The 18,744-nt window shown below is 69.6% G+C and carries 14 protein-coding genes; 9 read left to right on the plus strand and 5 right to left on the minus strand.

Going from position 1 to position 18,744, the window contains the following annotated elements; translation table 11 throughout:
- From ACWDUD_RS27610 to ACWDUD_RS27635, 6 genes are all read left to right on the plus strand, one after another.
- Positions 1-1,425: alpha/beta fold hydrolase (locus ACWDUD_RS27610; protein ID WP_450111376.1), on the plus strand; the 1,425-nt coding region annotated here is incomplete at its 5' end.
- 77 nt (positions 1,426-1,502) lie between these two features.
- Positions 1,503-2,438 carry a methionyl-tRNA formyltransferase gene (locus ACWDUD_RS27615; protein ID WP_197255247.1) on the plus strand — a complete coding sequence of 312 codons (936 nt, stop codon included), beginning with the start codon at positions 1,503-1,505 and terminating at the stop codon, positions 2,436-2,438.
- A gap of 123 nt (positions 2,439-2,561) precedes the next feature.
- On the plus strand, positions 2,562-3,590 hold the full coding sequence (locus ACWDUD_RS27620; RefSeq protein ID WP_450111377.1) for an iron-siderophore ABC transporter substrate-binding protein: 1,029 nt from the start codon (positions 2,562-2,564) through the stop codon (positions 3,588-3,590).
- A 95-nt stretch (positions 3,591-3,685) separates the two neighbouring features.
- The gene (locus ACWDUD_RS27625) at positions 3,686-4,528 is read left to right on the plus strand and encodes a siderophore-interacting protein (protein WP_450111378.1); all 843 of its coding nucleotides are present in this window, start codon (positions 3,686-3,688) and stop codon (positions 4,526-4,528) included.
- Between the two features lie 36 nt (positions 4,529-4,564).
- Positions 4,565-6,334, plus strand: coding sequence for an ABC transporter ATP-binding protein (locus tag ACWDUD_RS27630; protein ID WP_450111379.1), 1,770 nt, complete (start codon positions 4,565-4,567; stop codon positions 6,332-6,334).
- Entirely contained in the window at positions 6,331-8,130 is a 1,800-nt protein-coding gene (locus ACWDUD_RS27635) for an ABC transporter ATP-binding protein (RefSeq protein WP_450111380.1), read from the plus strand. Before ACWDUD_RS27630 ends, ACWDUD_RS27635 begins: the two co-directional genes overlap by 4 nt.
- Here the strand turns inward: ACWDUD_RS27635 and ACWDUD_RS27640 are convergent, their stop codons facing one another.
- Positions 8,131-8,928 (minus strand): SDR family oxidoreductase, encoded by a 798-nt coding sequence (locus tag ACWDUD_RS27640; protein WP_450111381.1) that lies wholly within the window; start codon positions 8,926-8,928, stop codon positions 8,131-8,133.
- A 41-nt stretch (positions 8,929-8,969) separates the two neighbouring features.
- On the opposite strand from ACWDUD_RS27640, the gene ACWDUD_RS27645 reads away from it, so the two are divergent.
- Positions 8,970-9,467, plus strand: coding sequence for a metallophosphoesterase family protein (locus ACWDUD_RS27645; protein ID WP_450111382.1), 498 nt, complete (start codon positions 8,970-8,972; stop codon positions 9,465-9,467).
- A gap of 22 nt (positions 9,468-9,489) precedes the next feature.
- On the opposite strand, the gene ACWDUD_RS27650 is transcribed toward ACWDUD_RS27645, so the two are convergent.
- On the minus strand, positions 9,490-10,020 hold the full coding sequence (locus ACWDUD_RS27650; protein ID WP_450111383.1) for an alpha/beta hydrolase: 531 nt from the start codon (positions 10,018-10,020) through the stop codon (positions 9,490-9,492).
- 112 nt (positions 10,021-10,132) lie between these two features.
- Between ACWDUD_RS27650 and ACWDUD_RS27655 the strand changes: the two genes are divergently transcribed.
- A complete protein-coding gene (locus tag ACWDUD_RS27655) occupies positions 10,133-11,854 on the plus strand; it encodes an alpha/beta hydrolase (RefSeq protein ID WP_450111384.1) in 1,722 nt (573 codons plus the stop codon).
- Between the two features lie 81 nt (positions 11,855-11,935).
- Here ACWDUD_RS27655 and glgX read toward each other — a convergent pair whose 3' ends face one another.
- Together glgX and ACWDUD_RS27665 are read right to left on the minus strand one after the other, a co-directional pair.
- On the minus strand, positions 11,936-14,278 hold the full coding sequence (glgX, locus tag ACWDUD_RS27660) for a glycogen debranching protein GlgX (RefSeq protein WP_450111385.1): 2,343 nt from the start codon (positions 14,276-14,278) through the stop codon (positions 11,936-11,938).
- Between the two features lie 52 nt (positions 14,279-14,330).
- Positions 14,331-16,418: an acyltransferase family protein gene (locus ACWDUD_RS27665; protein ID WP_450111386.1), complete on the minus strand. Its 2,088-nt coding sequence runs from the start codon at positions 16,416-16,418 to the stop codon at positions 14,331-14,333.
- Positions 16,419-16,548: 130 nt separating this feature from the next.
- On the opposite strand from ACWDUD_RS27665, the gene ACWDUD_RS27670 reads away from it, so the two are divergent.
- Positions 16,549-17,835 (plus strand): adenosylmethionine--8-amino-7-oxononanoate transaminase, encoded by a 1,287-nt coding sequence (locus ACWDUD_RS27670; protein WP_450111387.1) that lies wholly within the window; start codon positions 16,549-16,551, stop codon positions 17,833-17,835.
- A 30-nt stretch (positions 17,836-17,865) separates the two neighbouring features.
- Here the strand turns inward: ACWDUD_RS27670 and ACWDUD_RS27675 are convergent, their stop codons facing one another.
- Entirely contained in the window at positions 17,866-18,696 is an 831-nt protein-coding gene (locus ACWDUD_RS27675; RefSeq protein ID WP_450111388.1) for an aldo/keto reductase, read from the minus strand.
- Between the last annotated feature and the right edge of the window lie 48 nt (positions 18,697-18,744).

Consider the following 18,744-nt stretch of genomic DNA (forward strand, 5'->3'; position numbering starts at 1 on the left):
TGGAATGCGTTCGGTGGGTTGGAGTATCTGGGTCGGTGTGACGATCAGGTGAAGATCCGCGGGTTCCGGGTGGAACTCGACGAAATCCGCGCCGCGATCACCGATTGCCCCGGTGTGCGCACCGCCGTCGTCGTCGCCCGCCGTCGTCCGGACGGGCAGAACACCCTCGCGGCCTACGTCACCGCACTCGAACCCGATCGCGCGGACACGCTCGTCGACGAGGTGCGTGCGTTCCTGTCGGCGCGGTTGCCCGAGTACATGGTTCCCGCGGCGATCGGTGTGGTGGACGCGATCCCGACCACGGTCAACGGCAAGGCGGACATCGCTGCACTGCCCGAGGTCGCCCCGCTCGCAGCGGGTTCGGGCCGACTGCCGCAGACCTATCAGGAGCACGTGCTCGCCCGGCACATCGTCCGGATCCTCGCGCTACCCGAGGACACGCGAATCTCTGTGGACGACAACTTCTTCGAACTCGGTGGTCATTCGCTCGCCGCGGCCCGGCTGGTCGCGGCGATCGACGACGACTTCGGCATCGCGCTGGCGCTGCGTTCGGTGTTCGAGAATCCGACGATTGCCGGCCTCGTCGACGAGATCGCCGGTCGTGCCTCGATCGGCGTGCGCGGCGGCGACGGCATCCCGGTGGTCCTGGCCCCGGGCCGCGACGGCGGGCACACCGTCTTCGCGGTGCACGCAGCATCCGGCTACTCGACCGTGTACGCGGAGTTCGCGGCGCGGATGGCGGACGACGTCCGGGTGATCGGTCTGCAGGATCCCGCGCACGCCCGCGACGGACGGGATTTCGAGACCGCGACCGAACTCGCCGTCGCCTACGCGGATGTCGTCGTGCAGTCCCAGCCGGACGGCCCGTACCACCTGATGGGCTGGTCGTACGGCGGGCACATCGCGTTCGCGGTGGCCCGCGAACTCGAATCGCGCGGACTCGAGGTCGCCGACGTGACGATCCTCGACTCGCCGCCGGTCGCGGAGGGGAACGTGCGGGTGCGCTCCGACGAGGAACGCGAGGCCGACGTGGTCCGCGCCTTCGCCGAGTTCGCCGGCCTCGAGGAGATCGCGGGGGAGACCCGCGCCTCGGTCCAGGCCCGCAACCGCGCCGGCGCAGGTCCGCTGTCGGTCCTCGGTGACCGGGACGCGGCGGCGCTCATGGACTCGTTCGACCGCTGCCTGCGGTTGATGGGTACCGAACCCACCCACGGGCCCGTGCGTGCCCGCGGGCACGTCGTCATCGGCGCCGAACACGCCGCAGAGGGCGGCGGCGGATGCGAGCGGTGGTCGGAGTACTTCGCCGGACCGGTCGAGGTGCTCGCCGTCGACATCGACCACGAACACCTGAACACCGGTCCGGCCCTGGACCGCTGGCAGCGCTGGTGGGCGGACCACACGGGTCTGCCGCTCGCCGACGACTGACCGACCGGCCCGGCGACCCGGGCCGAACGAATCGAGCCGACACGCGTCGGCCGCAACCAGAGGAGAAACGAGAAACCATGCGAGTGATCACCTTCGGCTACCAGACCTGGGGCCACCGGACGCTGTCGGCGCTGCTCGGCTCCAAGCACGAGGTGGTGCTGTCGGTGACGCATCCGCCGAGCGACCATCCGTACGAGCAGATGTGGTCCGACTCCGTCGAGGACCTGGCCCGCGAGAACGGCATCCCGGTGTTCGTGGGCAAGCGCCCCGACGACGCGCTGATCCAGGCGGTGCGCGACGCCGACGCCGATCTGATCATCGCGAACAACTGGCGGACGTGGCTGCCGCGGGAGATCTACCAGGCGCCCCGGTTCGGCACGCTCAACGTGCACGATTCCCTGCTGCCGAAGTACGCGGGTTTCTCGCCGCTCATCTGGGCGCTCATCAACGGCGAGTCCCACGTCGGTGTCACCGCGCACCTGATGGACGACTCGCTCGACGGCGGCCCGATCGTCGCGCAGCAGGCCGTCGCGGTCGGCCCCCAGGACACCACGACGGATCTGTTCCACGCGACGGTCGATCTCATCGAGCCGGTGCTTCTGCACGCGCTGGATCTGCTCGAATCCGGGCGCACCGACTTCACCGCGCAGGATCCCGCGCAGGCGACCTACTTCCACAAGCGGTCCGAGCGCGACAGCCACATCGACTTCCGGTGGCCGGCCGACGCCATCGAGCGCCTGGTGCGGGCGCAGGCGGATCCGTACCCGAACGCGTTCACCTACTACAAGGGCGAGCGCCTGCGTGTCCTGAAGGCCTCGGTCTCGCCGCGGCTCTTCGGCGGCACACCCGGCCGTGTCACGGTCCCAGAGGGCAACGGCATCGCGGTCGTGTGCGGCCCGGACGCATGGAACGGTGGGAACCCCGCGCTGGTGCTCGAACGCCTGCGTCTGGACGACGGAACCGAGGTCGACGCAAAGGATTTCTTCGCCGGTCGCGCGGGCTATCTCGAGTGATTCGGCGCGTCGGGCTTGTGACTCAACCCGGCAAATGAACCGATTGAGACGGATCGCCCACTGCTGCTACTGTGAGGCGTTCCTTAACTGACCCTAACCTAACCTGACCCCTGAGAGTGACGAATGAAGATCAGTGCTTCCCGAGGCCTGGCCGCGCGGCTGATGGCGCTCGCCGCAGTGGTGACGCTGCCCGTGGCATGTTCGAGCAACTCCGACGACACGGCCTCCGGCAGCGGTGACTCGGACTGGACCACGGTGACGATCGACGGCGCCTTCGGCGACGCGGTCATCGAGCAGCAGCCCGAGCGGGTGCTGGCGCTGTCCGAGACCGACGCCGACATCCTGGCGTCGATCGGTGTCGACACCATCGCGTATCCGGATCCGGGTCTCGACGTGCCCGCCGGCTACCCGTGGGAGCAGGGACACTTCCCGGCCGACATCGAAGCCATCGCGGTGACCGACGACAACGACGAGGTCAACTTCGAGGCGATCGCCGCCCTCGATCCCGATCTGCTGGTCGCGACCACGTTCTACGGGCTGGACGAGGACGTCTACGCCAAGCTCAGCGCCATCGCGCCGGTCGTCCACTACACCGAGGAAGCCAACTCCGACTCGTGGCAGGACAGCACCCGCCGCATCGGTGAGGCCGTCGGACGCACCGCCGAGGCCGACGAGGCCATCGCCGAGACGGAAGCCGCTGTCGCCCAGGTCAAGTCGCAGAACCCGCAACTCGAGGGCAAGACCTTCAACGCCGTCGTATCCCCGTCCGCGGAGGGCCTGTGGGTCCTGTGTTCCAACGACGACAACATGGCCCGCGTGCTCACCTCGCTCGGCATGAAGCTCAGCGACTACGCGCAGACCGTCGACTGCAACTGGGGCAAGGGTCAGATCAGCTGGGAGGAGGCGTCCAAGCTCGACGCCGACATGCTGTGGGTCGTTCCGAACACCGCCGACACCTCGGTGTTCGACACCAACCCGGTGTGGACCGCACTGCCGGTCGTCCAGCGCGGATCCGTCGTGATCACCCCGAGCGAGGACGGCACCCCCCGCGCCGCTGCGTTCCCGTCCCCGATCAGCCTGAAGTGGGTCATCGAGGAGTACGGCCCGCAGTTCTCGGCTGCTGTCGACCAGGGAGCCGACGCTCAGCCGTGACGTAGTTTCGTGCCGTCGCCCCATATCCGGGGCGACGGCACGTACGCGTCCGGCGGCGCCTCGCCCACCCACCCCTCGAAGAACGGAGCACCCGGATGACCGCGGCGGAGAGCCTCGACGACCTGACCGAGAAGATCGTGATGCACGATCTCGTGCCCCGTCGGCTGACGGTTCTGCGCACGGTCGACCTGACCCCGCGGATGCGGCGCATCGTCGTCGGCGGTCCGGAGATCGCCGGCTTCCCGCACGGCACCGGGCGGCCCACCGACCATGTGAAGCTGTTCTTCCCCGACGACACCGGCGACGTCGCGATGCCCGAGATCGAAGGCGACGGCAAGTGGATCGAACCCGCGGGCCGGCGTCTCGAGTTCCGTGACTACACGGTTCGCGCGTTCGATCCCGAGGCCGGTGAACTCACCCTCGACTTCGTCCTGCACGAGCACGGCACCGGGGGCCGCTGGGCCGCGACCGCCGAAGCCGGAGCCCCCCTCGGCGTGCTCGGCCCCCGCGGGTCGATCCTGGTCCCCACCGGATACCCCGCCTACATCCTCGCCGCGGACGAGACCGCGTTGCCCGCGCTCGCCCGCTGGCTCGAGGAACTTCCCGCGACCGCCCGGATCCAGGCCTTCGTCGAGGTCCGCGACGCGAGCGACGAACTCGATCTCGAGCGGTCCGCCGAAGCGCGGCTGACCTACCTGCACCGCGGCAGTGCCGCACCCGGCAGCACCGACCTGCTCATCGAGGCGATCCGCGCTGCCGAGCTTCCCACCGACCCCTACTTCGTGTGGGCCGCCGGCGAAGCCACCTCACTCAAGCCGATCCGCCGGTACTTCCGCCGCGAGCTGGGTCTGCCGAAGGAACGGGTCGACATCGACGGCTACTGGAAGCGCGGAGTCGTCAATCTCGACCACCACGACGACGAGGGCGACGACGCCTGACCGGAACCGCCAGGTGCCACAACCCCCCGAGGAGCCATGAAGCTGCGCCCGCTGACGTTCAGTAGCGACCGACCGGTGGCGACCCCGCCGATCCGCGTCGACGACGACACCACCGCCCGCCGACTCGCGGTCCGCACGATCTTCGCGGCACGACGGATGACCGTGCCCGCCGCGGTGCTGATGATCGGCCACCAGGTCGGCGAGGCGCTGGTCCCGGTCGTCATGGGCCTGGCGATCGACCGGGCCATCGCGACCCACGACGGCACCCAGCTGCTGCTGTGGCTGGTGGTGCTCGGCGCGGTGTTCGCGATGCTCTCGTTCTCCTTCCGCTTCGGATCCCGGCTCGGGCTGCTCGGCATGCAGGCGGTGCAGCACCAGCTGCGCACCCGGGTCACCGACCGGATCCTCGACCCGCGCGGAATGGCCGGGCCCGCACGACTTCCCGGTGTGTCCCTGTCGATCGCGACCTCGGACGTGCAGCGTCTCGCGATGGCCTGCGCGATCGGCGTCTACCCGATCGGACAGATCGCCGCGGTGGTGTTCACCGGCATCGTGCTGCTGACCATCTCGTGGCCGCTCGGTGTCGCGGTCCTGGTGGGTGCCCCCACGATCCTGTGGATCCTCGACAAGGCCGGTGGCCCGCTGCGGGCGCGCAGCGAGCACCAGCAGGAGATGGCCGGCGAAGCGGCCGGCACCGCCACCGATCTCGTCACCGGCTTCCGGGTGGTCAAGGGCATCGGCGCCGAGGAGGTCGCCGCCCGCCGCTACTTCGAGGCAAGCCGGCGCGCCCTGCGCGGAGTGCTCGCCGCCTCCCGTTCCGAGGGCGCCTACCTCGCCGCCATGGAATCGGTGTCGGGTCTGTTCGTCGTCGCGATCGGTGTCGCCGCCGGCCTGATGGCGGTCAGCGGCGGCCTGACCGTCGGTCAGTTGATCACCGTCGTCGGCCTGACCCAGTTCGTGATGGGTCCGCTCAGCGCCCTCGGCACCAACGCCGGTGCCGTGTGGGCCGGCGCGCTCGCCTCCGCGCGCCGCGTCCTCACCGTTCTGCAGGCACCGCCCGCGACCGAGATCGGTACCGTCGGCGCGACCGCCGGTCCGCTCCGCTTCGACGGCCTCGCCCACGGACCGGTCCGGGACCTCGATTTCGAACTGCCCGCGACCGGACTCGTCGCGGTCGTGGCCGACGCTCCGACGACCGCCGCGCTCGTCGAGGTGCTGTCCCGGTCGGCCCCGCCCGAGAACGGCACCGTCCGGATCGGCGAGACCGACCTGTTCGATCTCGACGAGGACACCGCGATCGCCACCGTGCGCGTCGCCCCGCACCACGCGGCGCTGTTCGAGGGATCCGTGCTCGACAACATCGCCGCCGCCGTCGATCCGGAGGCCGCGGATCGCGACACCCGCATCACCCGTGCCGTGTTCGCCGCAGCCTGTGACGACGTCGTCGAGGTGCTGCCCGACGGCCTCGACACCCCGGTGGGGGAGGCGGGCCGGTTGCTGTCCGGTGGTCAGCGGCAGCGCGTCGCGCTGGCCCGGGCGATCGCCGCGGACTCCTCGGTGCTCGTGCTGGTCGACCCCACCACGGCGGTCGACTCCGTCACGGAATCGAATGTCGCCGAGCGGCTGGGGCAGGCCCGCACCGACGGGCTGACCCTGGTGTTCACCGACGCCCCGGCGCATCTCGCCGCAGCGGACGAGGTGATCGTCCTCGCCGAGGGACGCCTGGTCCATCGCGGAGCCGCCGACGAGGTACCCGCACTGTCCTCGGCCGTCCCGGCCGGTACGCCCGTGGAGGCCCACCGATGACCAGCACCGCGATCCACGAGACCGCACCGGCCGGTCCTCTCCCCATCGCCGACGCCCGCACCACCGCCGCGCACTTCTTCGCCGCGCTGTCCGGCAGCCGCGCACGCCTGATCGGCGTCGTCGCGCTGCTCGTCGCGGCCGCCGTGCTCGGGCTGGTCATGCCGTGGGCGCTCGGCCGCATCGTCGACATCGCCATCGACGGCGGTGACGCCGGCGATGTGTGGCGGCTCGCGATTGTCATGGTCGTCGCCACCGTCGCGGGTGCCGGGCTCACCGGCGCCGGTGTCGCCGCCTCGGCCCAGCTGTTCGAGACGGTCCTCGCCCGGCTGCGCGAACGCATGCTGGCCTCGGCGCTGCGGCTGCCGCTCTCGCGGGTCGAGGCCGCGGGCAGCGGTGACCTGGTGTCGCGTGCCACCGACGACGTCGAGGTCGTGAGCACCGCCATCTCCCAGGGTGTTCCGGCGATCTCGACATCGGTGTTCACCATCGCCGCGACCGTCGTCGGACTCGCCGCGTTGGACTGGCGGTTCCTCGCCGTCGTCGTGGTCGTGCTGCCGGTGCACATCTTCACGGTTCGGCGGTACGTGCGCGAGGCACCGCCGGTCTACACGGGGGAGCGTGCTGCGATGGCGAAACGCGCACACGAGGTGCTCGGCGCGATCCGCGGCCTCGACTCGGCACGCGCGTTCGGCCTGACCGGACGGCTGCTCACCGAGATCGAGGGACGCTCGTGGGAGGTCGTGCGCTGGACGCTGCGCGCCCGCGTCGTGCAGAACCGCTTCTTCGCGGGCATCAACCTCGCCGAATTCGTCGGTATGGCAACCATTCTCGTCGTCGGCTACATGCTCGTCGGGAACGAGGGGCTCACCGTCGGCGCCGCGACCGCGGCCATGCTGTTCTTCCTGCGGCTGTTCGGGCCGATCGGTGAACTGCTGATGGTGACCGACGACCTGCAGTCCGCAGCGGCGTCGCTGGTGCGCATCGTCGGAGTGACCGTCGAAGGCGAACGCTTCGGATCCGACCGGACCGCGGCCGCGTCGACGCCGGTGCCGCAGGGCCGGGCGCTCGAAGCGCAGGACATCACGTTCGCGTACCCGGGGAAGGACCCGGTGCTCGACGGGGTGTCGCTGACGATCGCGGACGGCGAGCACGTCGCGCTGGTCGGTGCGTCCGGCGCAGGCAAGACCACTCTCGCGGCGGTTCTCGCGGGCATCCACCGGCCCGTGCGCGGTGTGGTGCGCTTCGGTGGTGCCGACCTCGCGGAACTCGACGAATCGGAGCGTGCACGCCGGGTCGCGCTGGTGACGCAGGAAACGCACGTGTTCGCGGGTTCGCTCGCCGACGACCTGCGGATGGCCGCACCGGACGCCACCGCCGAGCAGATCCGCGACGCCCTGTGCCGGATACACGCATGGGATTGGGTGGAGCTGCTGCCCGACGGCATCGAGACGATCGTCGGCGACGGCGGACACGACCTGTCGCCGATGCAGGTCCAGCAGGTCGCGCTGGCACGGCTCGTGCTGCTCGATCCGGCACTGGTGATCCTCGACGAGGCCACCGCCGACGCCGGCAGCGCCGGCGCGAACCTGCTCGAGGCGTCCGCCGAGGCGGCGCTCGAGGGGCGGTCGGCGCTGATCGTCGCGCACCGGCTCAGCCAGGCCGCCACCGCCGACCGGATCGTGCTAATGGACCGCGGCGCCATCGTCGAGCAGGGCTCGCACGACGCGCTTCTCCGCAGCGGCGGTCGCTACGCCACCCTGTGGGCCGCCTGGGCGAGGGGTCGGGCCGGGAACTAGTCAGAGTTCGCGCCAACTGGCGTCGTTCATGTCGTGTCCGTGCGCGGCCATGAGCATCAGACCACCGTCGACCGGAATCGAACGGCCGGTCAGATACGACGCGCGCGGCGACGCCAGAAACGCGACGACGGACGCGACCTCGTTGACGTGACCGGGGCGGCCGGTCGGGTTGCCCGGACGATCCTCGTGGAAGGCCTCGGATTCGTCCATGCCGGTCATCGGGGTGGCGATCTCACCCGGAGCGACCGAATTGACGGTGATGCCGTGCCGTGCGAGTTCGAGTGCGAGACAACGGGTCAGCATCCCCAGTCCCGCCTTGGCCGTACAGTACGCGGACGCACCGAAACGCGGTACGTGTTCGTGGACGCTCGTGATGTTGATGATCCGTCCTCCCCGACCGGCGTCGACCATGTGCCGTGCTGCTCGTTGTGCGCACAGGAACGGTCCGTCGAGGTCGGTGGCAAGCACTTCCCGCCACCGGTCGTAGGACAGGTCGAGGACTCCGTCGCGATGTCCGGTGCCGGCATTGTTCACCAGTACGCCGAGCCCACCGAGTTGCCGGGCGAGGTCGTCGATCACATCGGCGGTGTCCGGGCTCGTCAGGTCCTGGCGGGTGACGAAGCACCGTCTTCCGCGCTGCTCGACGGCGGCACGGGTGTCGTCGGCCCCGGCCTCGTCGGTATGGAACGTGATGCCGACGTCGAATCCCTCGGAGGCGAGCAGTTCGGCGGTGGCCTTGCCCATGCCGGAGTCCGCGCCCGTGATCACGGCGAGTCTGTCGTGTGCTGGAACGGTCATGTTCGGGGTGTACCCCAGGGCGGGAGCGGCACACTGAGCCCATGAGGTTGTTGCTGCTGGCCGACACCCACGTCCCTGCCCGTGCGCGCCGGTTGCCCGACGAGGTGTGGAACGAGGTGGACCGCGCCGACGTCGTCGTCCACGCCGGAGACTGGATCGAGATCGGATTGTTGAACGCTCTGGAGGAACGCGCCGTACGACTCGTCGCGTGCTGGGGCAACAACGACGGCCCTGCCCTGCGGGAGCGGCTTCCGGAGATCGCTCGGGTGACGCTCGACGGTGTTCGGCTCGCTGTGGTGCACGAGACCGGGCCCTCGGCGGGCAGGGAGAAGCGCATGGCGGCGGCCTATCCGGACACGGATGTACTGGTGTTCGGCCATTCCCATATTCCGTGGGACACCACGGCCCCCGGTGGTCTGCGCTTGCTCAATCCGGGTTCGCCGACGGATCGGCGTCGGCAGCCGTATTGCACGTACATGACCGCGACGATCGAGGACGGTGCACTGGGTGGTGTGGAGTTGCATCGTCTCCTGCGCTAGGGACAGCCAGGCGGTCACCGGGTCAGTGCGAGAGCGCCGCGACGGTGCTCTCGCCCAGATCCCGCAGGAACGCGGCCCGATCCAGCGCCGGATCCGGTTCGACACCCGGCGGCAGTGTGTCCATGAAATCGAAGTGCCCGACCCGGGGCAGCACCTGTGCGTCGACCTGCCCGCGGCTGCGGCGCAGGATCTCGATCGTGGCGGGCGGAGTGATCGGGTCGCTTTCCCGGGGGACGGCACCCGCCAGGCACAGGGCGGCCCAGCCGCCGATCGAATGCCCCACCGCGAACACCGGAAGATCCCCGCTTTCGTCGTACCGTGCCAGCGCGTCCTTCAGTCCCCGGGGGCGCTCGACGAACTCGTCGGGTGTCGCAGTGTCGGGGGCGAACCGCGTGTGGCGCGGTGCGAGCACCCGGTAACCGGCGTCCGCCAGCGCGGTGAGCACGGTCCGGTACCGGGCCGGATCCCCGCCGGATCCCGACCCGAAAAGCACGATGCCCCGGGGGTTTTCGGGACCGAGCACGAGCACGTCGAGATCGTGAGGGGTCGCCATGCCGGGAAACCTATCGAAGATCCCCGACAGGTGCGGCACATGCACCGGTGGTAGAACCCGGAAAAACCGGCGCAACGGTTCGGCGCGGGCGATCATTGACGCGGAGGTCGCCATGGAGCAGAAGATCCCGGCCGATGTCGGGCACGCCGAGCCGGGTCGGTCCGGAACCGAGGTCGACGACCGAGAGTCGGCTCCCGCAGGGTCGCGCCGCAGGTTGCTGTACGTCACCCTTCCCGGATGCTGGGGTGCGCTCGTCTTCGCGTGCTTGTCGTTCACCCCGTCCCTGCTCCCGCGCGGAGGGCTCCTGCAGGGCTTGGTCTGCGGGATCACCGCGGCGATCGGGTACGGACTCGGTGTGCTCGCAGCATGGGTGTGGCGCGCGTTCGCCGACCGGGGCCCGCGGCGTCCGAGCCGGCGTGCGTGGCTGGTGTTCGCCGTCACCGCGGTGGTGCTGTTCGCCGTCGCATTCGGATTCGGGCAGTACTGGCAGCACCGGATTCGGGAGTTGATGGGGGTCACCGACTACAACATTCCGCTCGTTGTTCTCTCACCCGTGATCGCGGTGGTGGTCTTCGCCCTTCTGGTGGCGATGGGCCGTGGCATCCGAGGTATCTACCGCTGGATCGCGACGCTGCTCGATCGCTGGATCGGCCGCAGTGCGGCGTCCGCCGTCGGCTGGGTGCTGGTGGCCGCACTGGTCTACCTGGTCGTCTCGGGGGTGTTGCTCAGCGGTTTCGTCAATGTCGCCAATTCGGCGTTCTCGCTTAGGGATACGCAGACGCCGGAGGGGGTGCAGCAGCCCACGACCGGTCTGCGATCGGGCGGCCCGGAGTCTGTGGTGCCGTGGGACACGCTGGGCTACCAGGGGCGCGCCTTCATCGGAGACAGCCCCTCCGTGGACGAGATCGGCGGGTTCGTGGGCGGGCCCGCCGAGGAGCCGATCAGGATCTACGCCGGGCTCGCATCCGCCGACGACACCGAGGCCCGCGCGGCACTGGCCGTCGAGGACCTGACCCGGGCCGGCGGCTTCGAACGCGCCAACCTGCTCGTGGTGACCACGACCGGCAGCGGCTGGGTGGACCCGGCCCTGGTCGACTCGTTCGAATATCTCACCGGCGGCGATGCGGCAACCGTGGCGATCCAGTACTCGTACCTGCCCTCGTGGATCTCCTATCTGGTCGACCAGTCGAAGGCTCGTGAAGCCGGCCGGGACCTGTTCGACGCGGTCTACGAGGAGTGGCTGAAACTGCCGCCGGACAGCCGTCCCCGGCTGTTCGTTGCGGGGGAGAGCCTCGGCTCGTTCGGTGGGGAAACGGCCTTCAGCGGGGAACGCGACCTGAGCAACCGCACGGCGGGTACGTTGTTCGCCGGCCCGCCCAACTTCAACACTCTGTTCCGTGACTTCAGTGATAATCGCGAGCCGGGCAGCCCGGAGGTCGAACCGATCTACAAGAACGGGCGCACGGTGCGGTTCACGAACGACGCCGAGGCAGGGATCCCGCCCGCGGGCCGGCCGTGGGACGGCAACAGGGTCATGTACCTGATGCACCCGTCGGACCCGATCGTGTGGTGGAGTCCGCACCTGATCCTGAACGAGCCGGACTGGATCGGTGAGGCTCCGGGCACGGACGTGCTCGAGGACATGGTCTGGATGCCGTTCGTCACGTTCTGGCAGGTCACCGCGGATCTACCGTTCTCGACCGGGGTTCCCGGCGGGCACGGCCACAAGTACACGACCGAGTACGTCGACGGGTGGAACGCCGTCCTGCGGCCGGAGGGAACGACCCCCGAGGACCTCGCGACCCTCAGGTCCGTCATCGATTCCGAGGAATAGGAACCCACCGACAGCCCGCTGCCTCGTGCGTGGTTTTGGCAGCTGCCGCTACCGAAACCGCGCACGAGGCGCGGAGCGCCGTCAGTCCTGGCTGCGCGGACGCCGCAGCACCAGCAACGACCGGGCCTGCACCTGCACCGACTCGCCGGCGGCGACCGTCAGGTCCCGCAGACCGTCGGGGGTGTCCGTGTCCAGCGCCACCGTCCAGTCGGGGTCGTCGGGTCCGCCCGAGGTGACGAAGTCGATCGGCTCGTGATGGGCGTTGAAACACAGCAGGAACGTGTCGTCGACGACGCGCTGCCCGCGCTGGTCCGGCTCGGGGATGCCGTCACCGTTGAGGAACACCGCGAGGGACTTGCCGAAGCCGCTGTCCCAGTCCTCCGGCGTCATCTCGTCGCCGCCCGGCGTGCGCCACGCGATGTCGCGGGACTGGTCGCCGCTGCGGATCGGCCGGCCCTCGAAGAACCGGCGCCGCCGGAACACCGGATGAGTGCGACGCATCCGGATCACGTTGCGGGTGAAGGCGAGCATGTCGGTGTCCACGCTCTCGGGCGACCAATCCATCCACGAAAGTTCGTTGTCCTGGCAGTAGACATTGTTGTTGCCGCGCTGCGACCGGCCGATCTCGTCGCCGTGGGCGAGCATCGGGGTGCCCTGCGACAGCATCAGCGTCGCCATGATGTTGCGTTGCTGCCGCGCCCGCAACGCCAGGATCTCCGGATCGTCGGTGGGTCCTTCGGCGCCGCAGTTCCACGACCGGTTGTGCGATTCGCCGTCGCGATTGTCCTCGCCGTTGGCCTCGTTGTGTTTCTCGTTGTAGGACACCAGATCTGCGAGTGTGAACCCGTCGTGTGCGGTCACGAAGTTGATCGACGCGCCGGGACGCCGGCCCGTCGCCTCGTACAGATCCGACGACCCGGTGAGGCGGGACGCGAACTCGCCGAGGGTCGCGGGTTCACCGCGCCAGTAGTCACGGACCGTGTCGCGGAACTTGCCGTTCCATTCCGTCCACAGCCCGGGGAAATTGCCCACCTGATAGCCGCCTTCGCCGACGTCCCAGGGCTCGGCGATGAGCTTGACCTGCGAGACGACCGGGTCCTGCTGCACCAGATCGAAGAAGGCCGACAGCCGGTCCACGTCGTGCAGTTCCCGGGCCAGCGTCGACGCCAGGTCGAACCGGAACCCGTCGACGTGCATTTCGAGCACCCAGTACCGCAGCGAATCCATGATCAGCTGCAGGGTGTGCGGGTGACGGGCGTTGAGGCTGTTGCCGGTGCCCGTGTAGTCCATGTAGTGGGCCTTGTCGTCGTCGACGAGCCGGTAGTAGGCGGCGTTGTCGATGCCGCGGAAACTGATGGTCGGCCCGAGGTGGTTGCCTTCGGCGGTGTGGTTGTAGACGACGTCGAGGATCACCTCGATGTCCGCCTCGTGGAAGGCGCGCACCATCGCCTTGAACTCCGCGACGACAGCGCTGGGTTTCGTCGACGACGAGTATTCGGTGTGCGGGGCGAGGAAACCGAACGTGTTGTAACCCCAGTAGTTTCGCAGGCCCTGGTCGAGCAGTACCTGGTCGTGCATGAACTGGTGCACCGGCATCAACTCGATCGCGGTCACCCCGAGATCGCGCAGATGGTCGATGATCACCGGATGTGCCAGTCCCGCATAGGTTCCGCGCAGCTGTTCCGGGATCCCGGGGTGTGTCGCCGTCATGCCCTTGACGTGGGCCTCGTAGATGATCGTCTCGTGATAGGGCCGGCGCGGTGGGCGGTCGGTGGCCCAGTCGAAGAACGGGTTGATGACCACCGTGGTCATGGTGTGCCCGAGCGAATCGAGTTGCGGAAAACCGTCGGCGTCACCGGACTGTTCGTCGCCCGTCTCGTCCTCGGCGGGTGGGTCCTCGTCGGCGGGCTCCGGACCCTCGGCTTCGAGCGCGGTGTCCTCCTCGGCGGCCGCGTCCTCGCCGGCCCCGGATTCGTCCGCCCCGGATTCGTCGTCCCCGGCTTCGGGCACGCTGTCGTCGGCCTCCGGCACCGCGACCTCATACGAGTACAGCGAGGGGTCGCCGTCGAATGCGCCGTCGAACGCCTTGCCGTACGGATCGAGCAGCAGCTTGCTCGGATCGCAGCGCAGCCCCTGCGCCGGGTCGTACGGTCCGTGGACGCGGTAGCCGTAGCGCTGCCCGGGGGACACCATCGGCAGGTACGCGTGCCACACGTACCCGTCGACCTCCTCCAGCGGTATACGCGTCTCGGTGTTGTCGCGGGCGATCAGACACAACTCCACCTTCTCGGCGACCTCGGAGAACACCGCGAAGTTCGTGCCGGCGCCGTCGTACGTGGCGCCGAGCGGATACGGGGTGCCCGGCCAGACCAGCAGTTCCTCCTCGGAGGAGTCACCGGGCGCGGTCGCTTCGCTGGGGTCCATACTCGCTCACCCTAATCGGAACGGCCCCCACTATCCCGGCGAGCGCGACAGGTCACCACCAACCGGTGACCGTGCGCATCCGGCGGCCCAGTTCGGGCGCCAGGGTGCGCACGTACGAGGCGGTGAGGTGGTCGCGATCGCGATAGATCAGGACGTTGCCCTCCACCGCGAGGCACCGCTCCGGGCGGCACACCACATCGGACAGATCCAGCGGATGAACCGTCGGCAGGTGCGCGGCCGCGTCCTGGGCGGGATCGACGATGTCGAGTGCATCGGACCGCGCGACGCCGCACGCGTACGCGTCGCCACCGTGGGCGAGACAGTCCGAGGCGCGGTAGGGGATGCCGTCGTCCTTCAGCCACGGGGTGTCCCGGATCGCCAGGACCGGGATGCCGTACGAGGTCAGCGTCTCCCACAGCGCCACGTACCGGTCGGGGGTGTAGTCGCCCGGACCCTCGCCTGCCTCGCGGGGACGGGTCGACGTCGTGAACACGTAGTCCGGCGGATTCGCGGCCAGTTCGGCCAGCACATTCGTCGACCATGTGTCGCAGTCGAAGGTCGCCGAGTCCTCGGCCGGCGGAGTCGTCGGAGCCGAGAGCGGGCACCCCACCTTGACGTACGTGTCGACGCGGAAGTGATGCTCGACGCCGAGCAGATCCAGGGCGGGCAGCCAGTGCTCGGAATGCGAGCCGCCGGTCAGTGCGATCCGGCGGCTCGCCGTCGGATCCCCGTAGGTGCAGGACAGCGGCTCCTGCTGTCCGTTCACGGCGATGCACTCCTCGAGTGTGGTGGCAGGAAGGTCGCGATCGGCGATCGTCAGCGGGGGTTTCACCGGTGCGCTCACCGGATCGGTCAGCAGGTCGAACACGGCGGCACCGGGATACACATCGGTGGACAGGTTCGGCAGCTCGGCGATCTGCCGGGCGGAACGCTCGACGTACTGGACCCACCCCGCGGAGACGGCGGCCAGTGCCACGCCGACGCTCGTCAGAGCCGCGACGAGCGAGGTACGTCCGCGCGACGGGACGCCCTTTCGGATCGGGTCCTCCACCAGCCGGGTGGTGGCCTCGGCCAGCACCAGCGACAGGGCGATCACCCCGACACCGCCGAGCACTCCGACGGTGAGCCGGTCCCGCAGGATCAGGTACGTGATCAGCACCGGCCAGTGCCACAGGTACAGCGCGTAGGCGATCGAACCGAGCCGTACCAGCGGCGCCGACGCCAGCAGACGTGACACCGCGGTCGATCCGGTCGCGCCGGTCACGACCAGCAGCAGCGCCGCCCCGACCGGTACCAGCGCCCACGGTCCCGGGAACTGTGCGCGGCCGTCGAGTACCGCGCCGCAGCCGAGGAACGTGACCAGCGCGAGCACCGCGAGGGTCGCCGCGGCCCACCGCGGAACCCGCAGCCACGGCAGCAGGCACACGAGCAGCCCGCCGAGCGTCAGCTCCCACAGGCGCGTGGCGCTGTCGTAGTACAGCCAGGTCCGGTCCGCGCCCGAGAACGCGGCGTAGCCGAACGAGGCGGCCGTGACCACGGCGAGGAGCACCGTGAGCGGCATCCGCGTGGGCAGGCCGCGGCGCCGCAGGACCCACGCCAGGGCGAACACCACGATCACGGCGGCGAGGTAGAACTGCCCCTGCACCGCGATCGACCACAGATGCTGCAGCGGGCTCACGGACGGATCGGCCGCCAGATAGTCGCTCGCGGTGCGCGCCAGATGCCAGTTCTGCAGGAAGGTCAGCGACGCGAACAGCTGTTCCGCTGCCGAGAACCACCCGGTCGGCGGGGTGAGGACGACCTGGGCCACCGCCACCGCGGCCAGGACCAGCACCAACGGTGCCAGCAGCCGCCGGCCCACCCGGCGCAGCACCGGCCGCGGATCGAGCGGCGCGGCCGACTCGGTAACACGCAGCAGCGACCCGACGAAGAAGAAACCGGACAGCGCGAGGAACACGTCCACACCACCGGACACCCGCCCGAACCACACGTGGAACACCACGACCAGAGCGATCGCGAGGCCACGGAGGCCGTCGAGATCGGCGCGCCGGGCCGACGCGACGGCACGGTCGCGCTGAGCCGACATGACGGCACCGCCGTCGGCCGACCGCAGCCGTGGTGTGAACGTCGTGACGGGCATCGAGCTCCCTTCCGGGCCGGTCGGACTCGGAGGCGGGCACCGAGCTGTTGCTGTGACGAAAGCACACAGGTACGGGCAGCCACCCTATGCGCTGCTTCGTACGGGCATGAAACCGCCTACAGTCGGGGCTGTGAATTCGCCGTCTCTGCCCGCAGCCCGCATCGCGGAACTCGACGCCGCACACCTGTGGCACCCGTACGGGGCGTTCCCGGCCTCCACCGAGCCCCTCGTCGTCGACCACGCGCACGGCACCCGGCTCGTTCTCGCGGACGGGCGAGAGCTCGTCGACGGTATGAGCTCGTGGTGGGCCGCGGTGCACGGCTACCGGCATCCGGTGCTCGACGCGGCCGTCACCGAGCAGCTCGGACGGATGAGCCACGTGATGTTCGGCGGACTCACCCACGCGCCCGCCGCGCGCCTGGCCGAACTGCTGGTGGAGATCACCCCCGACGGGCTCGACAAGGTCTTCCTCGCCGACTCCGGGTCGGTGTCGGTGGAGGTCGCGATCAAGCTCGCGTTGCAGTACCAGCGCGCACTCGGGCGTCCGGGACGTCACCGGTTGATGACGTGGCGCGGCGGCTATCACGGCGACACGTTCGCTCCGATGAGCGTGTGCGACCCCGAGGGTGGCATGCACTCGATGTGGACCGACGTGCTCGCCCGGCAGGTGTTCGCCCCCGCACCGCCGCGCGACTTCGATCCGGCCTACGTCGCCGAGTTCGAGAAGATACTGAACGAGCACACCGACGAACTGGCCGCGGTGATCGTCGAACCGGTGGTGCAGGGCGCCGGCGGCATGCGCTTTCACGATCCCGCCTATCTGCGCGAGCTGCGCCGCATGTGCGACGAACACGGACTGCTGCTGATCCTCGACGAGATCGCCACCGGATTCGGTCGCACGGGTGAGCTGTTCGCCGCCGGTCACGCCGGGATCAGCCCCGACATCATGTGCGTCGGCAAGGCCCTCACCGGCGGATACGTCACCCTGGCGGCGGTCCTGTGCACCTCCGGGATCGCCGAGGTGATCAGCGCCGGGGAAGGTGGCGGGGTCATGCACGGGCCGACGTTCATGGGCAACCCGCTGGCGTGCGCCGTCGCGGTCGCGGCGGTCGAATTGCTGCTCTCGCGCGACTGGCGATCGGAGATCGCGGCCCTGAACGCCGGCCTCGTGAGCGGACTCGAGCCGGCCCGGGAACTGCCGGGGGTGACCGATGTGCGGGTGCTCGGCGGGATCGGCGTGCTCGAACTCGCCGAACCCGTCGACATGCGCGCCGCCACCGACGCCGCGGTCGCGGCCGGGGTGTGGCTGCGCCCGTTCCGGAACCTGATCTACGCGATGCCGCCGTACGTGTGCACCGCGGACGACGTCGCGGCGATCACCGGCGGGATGCTCGCGGCGGCACGCTCGCGGAGCTGAAGCCTGCCGGCTCGGCGGGACGGTCGTTCGTCAGTTGAACTCGTCCGGGTGGGGTCCGGTGCGCAGGTTGCGGTCGGCCGCGGTGATCGCGGCCATGTCCGTGTCGCTGAGCCGGAAGTCGAAGACGTCGAGGTTCTGGCGGATGCGGGCCGGAGTGACCGACTTGGGGATCACGATGTTGCCCAGTTGCAGATGCCAGCGCAGAACCACCTGAGCGGGTGATCTGCCGGTGCGTCGAGCGATCGCTGCGATGGCAGGATCGTCCAGAACGGCACCCTGGGCGAGAGGGCTCCATGCCTCGGTGGCGATGTCGTGCTTGGTGTGGAAGGCACGCAATTCGGCCTGCTGCAGACCGGGGTGCAGTTCGATCTGATTGACGGCCGGGGTCAGCGCACTGTCGTTCAGCAGGCGCTGGAGGTGAGTCGGCTGGAAGTTCGATACGCCCGCGGCGCGGATGCGTCCTTCCTCCGCGAGGCGTTCGAGGGCGCGCCACGAATCCGGGTAGAGGCCGCGGGCGGGGGTGGGCCAGTGGATCAGATAGAGATCCAGATAGTCGAGACCGAGGTTGGCGAGGCTCGCGTCGAAGGCGCGGAGGGTGGCGTCGTAACCCTGGTCGGCGTTCCACACCTTGGTGGTGACGAACAGTTCCTCGCGCGGTACGTCGGAGGCGGCCAGGGCGCGGCCGACGCCGGTCTCGTTGCCGTAGATCGCGGCGGTGTCGATGCTGCGGTAACCGGCCTGGAGTGCGGCGGTGACGGCCGCGGTGGTTGCGTCGTGGGGGACCTGGAAGACACCGAAGCCGAGCTGGGGGATCTCGACGTCGTTGTTCAGTTTCACGGTGGGGATCGTGGAGGGTGCCATGAGGGAATCCTTCGAAGATGTTCGCTGGGTGAGGGTTTCGAGTGACAG

Source organism: Rhodococcus sp. NPDC003382, assembly GCF_053589135.1.

What these genes read in the sequence shown, in the direction of transcription:
- ACWDUD_RS27675 (WP_450111388.1), bottom strand. Translation starts at nt 18,696, where the DNA reads ATGGCACCCTCCACGATCCCCACCGTGAAACTGAACAACGACGTCGAG.
- ACWDUD_RS27650 (WP_450111383.1), bottom strand. Translation starts at nt 10,020, where the DNA reads ATGGCGACCCCTCACGATCTCGACGTGCTCGTGCTCGGTCCCGAAAAC.
- ACWDUD_RS27665 (WP_450111386.1), bottom strand. Translation starts at nt 16,418, where the DNA reads ATGCCCGTCACGACGTTCACACCACGGCTGCGGTCGGCCGACGGCGGT.
- ACWDUD_RS27620 (WP_450111377.1), top strand. Translation starts at nt 2,562, where the DNA reads ATGAAGATCAGTGCTTCCCGAGGCCTGGCCGCGCGGCTGATGGCGCTC.
- ACWDUD_RS27635 (WP_450111380.1), top strand. Translation starts at nt 6,331, where the DNA reads ATGACCAGCACCGCGATCCACGAGACCGCACCGGCCGGTCCTCTCCCC.
- ACWDUD_RS27655 (WP_450111384.1), top strand. Translation starts at nt 10,133, where the DNA reads ATGGAGCAGAAGATCCCGGCCGATGTCGGGCACGCCGAGCCGGGTCGG.
- ACWDUD_RS27640 (WP_450111381.1), bottom strand. Translation starts at nt 8,928, where the DNA reads ATGACCGTTCCAGCACACGACAGACTCGCCGTGATCACGGGCGCGGAC.
- ACWDUD_RS27630 (WP_450111379.1), top strand. Translation starts at nt 4,565, where the DNA reads ATGAAGCTGCGCCCGCTGACGTTCAGTAGCGACCGACCGGTGGCGACC.
- ACWDUD_RS27625 (WP_450111378.1), top strand. Translation starts at nt 3,686, where the DNA reads ATGACCGCGGCGGAGAGCCTCGACGACCTGACCGAGAAGATCGTGATG.
- ACWDUD_RS27615 (WP_197255247.1), top strand. Translation starts at nt 1,503, where the DNA reads ATGCGAGTGATCACCTTCGGCTACCAGACCTGGGGCCACCGGACGCTG.
- glgX (WP_450111385.1), bottom strand. Translation starts at nt 14,278, where the DNA reads ATGGACCCCAGCGAAGCGACCGCGCCCGGTGACTCCTCCGAGGAGGAA.
- ACWDUD_RS27645 (WP_450111382.1), top strand. Translation starts at nt 8,970, where the DNA reads ATGAGGTTGTTGCTGCTGGCCGACACCCACGTCCCTGCCCGTGCGCGC.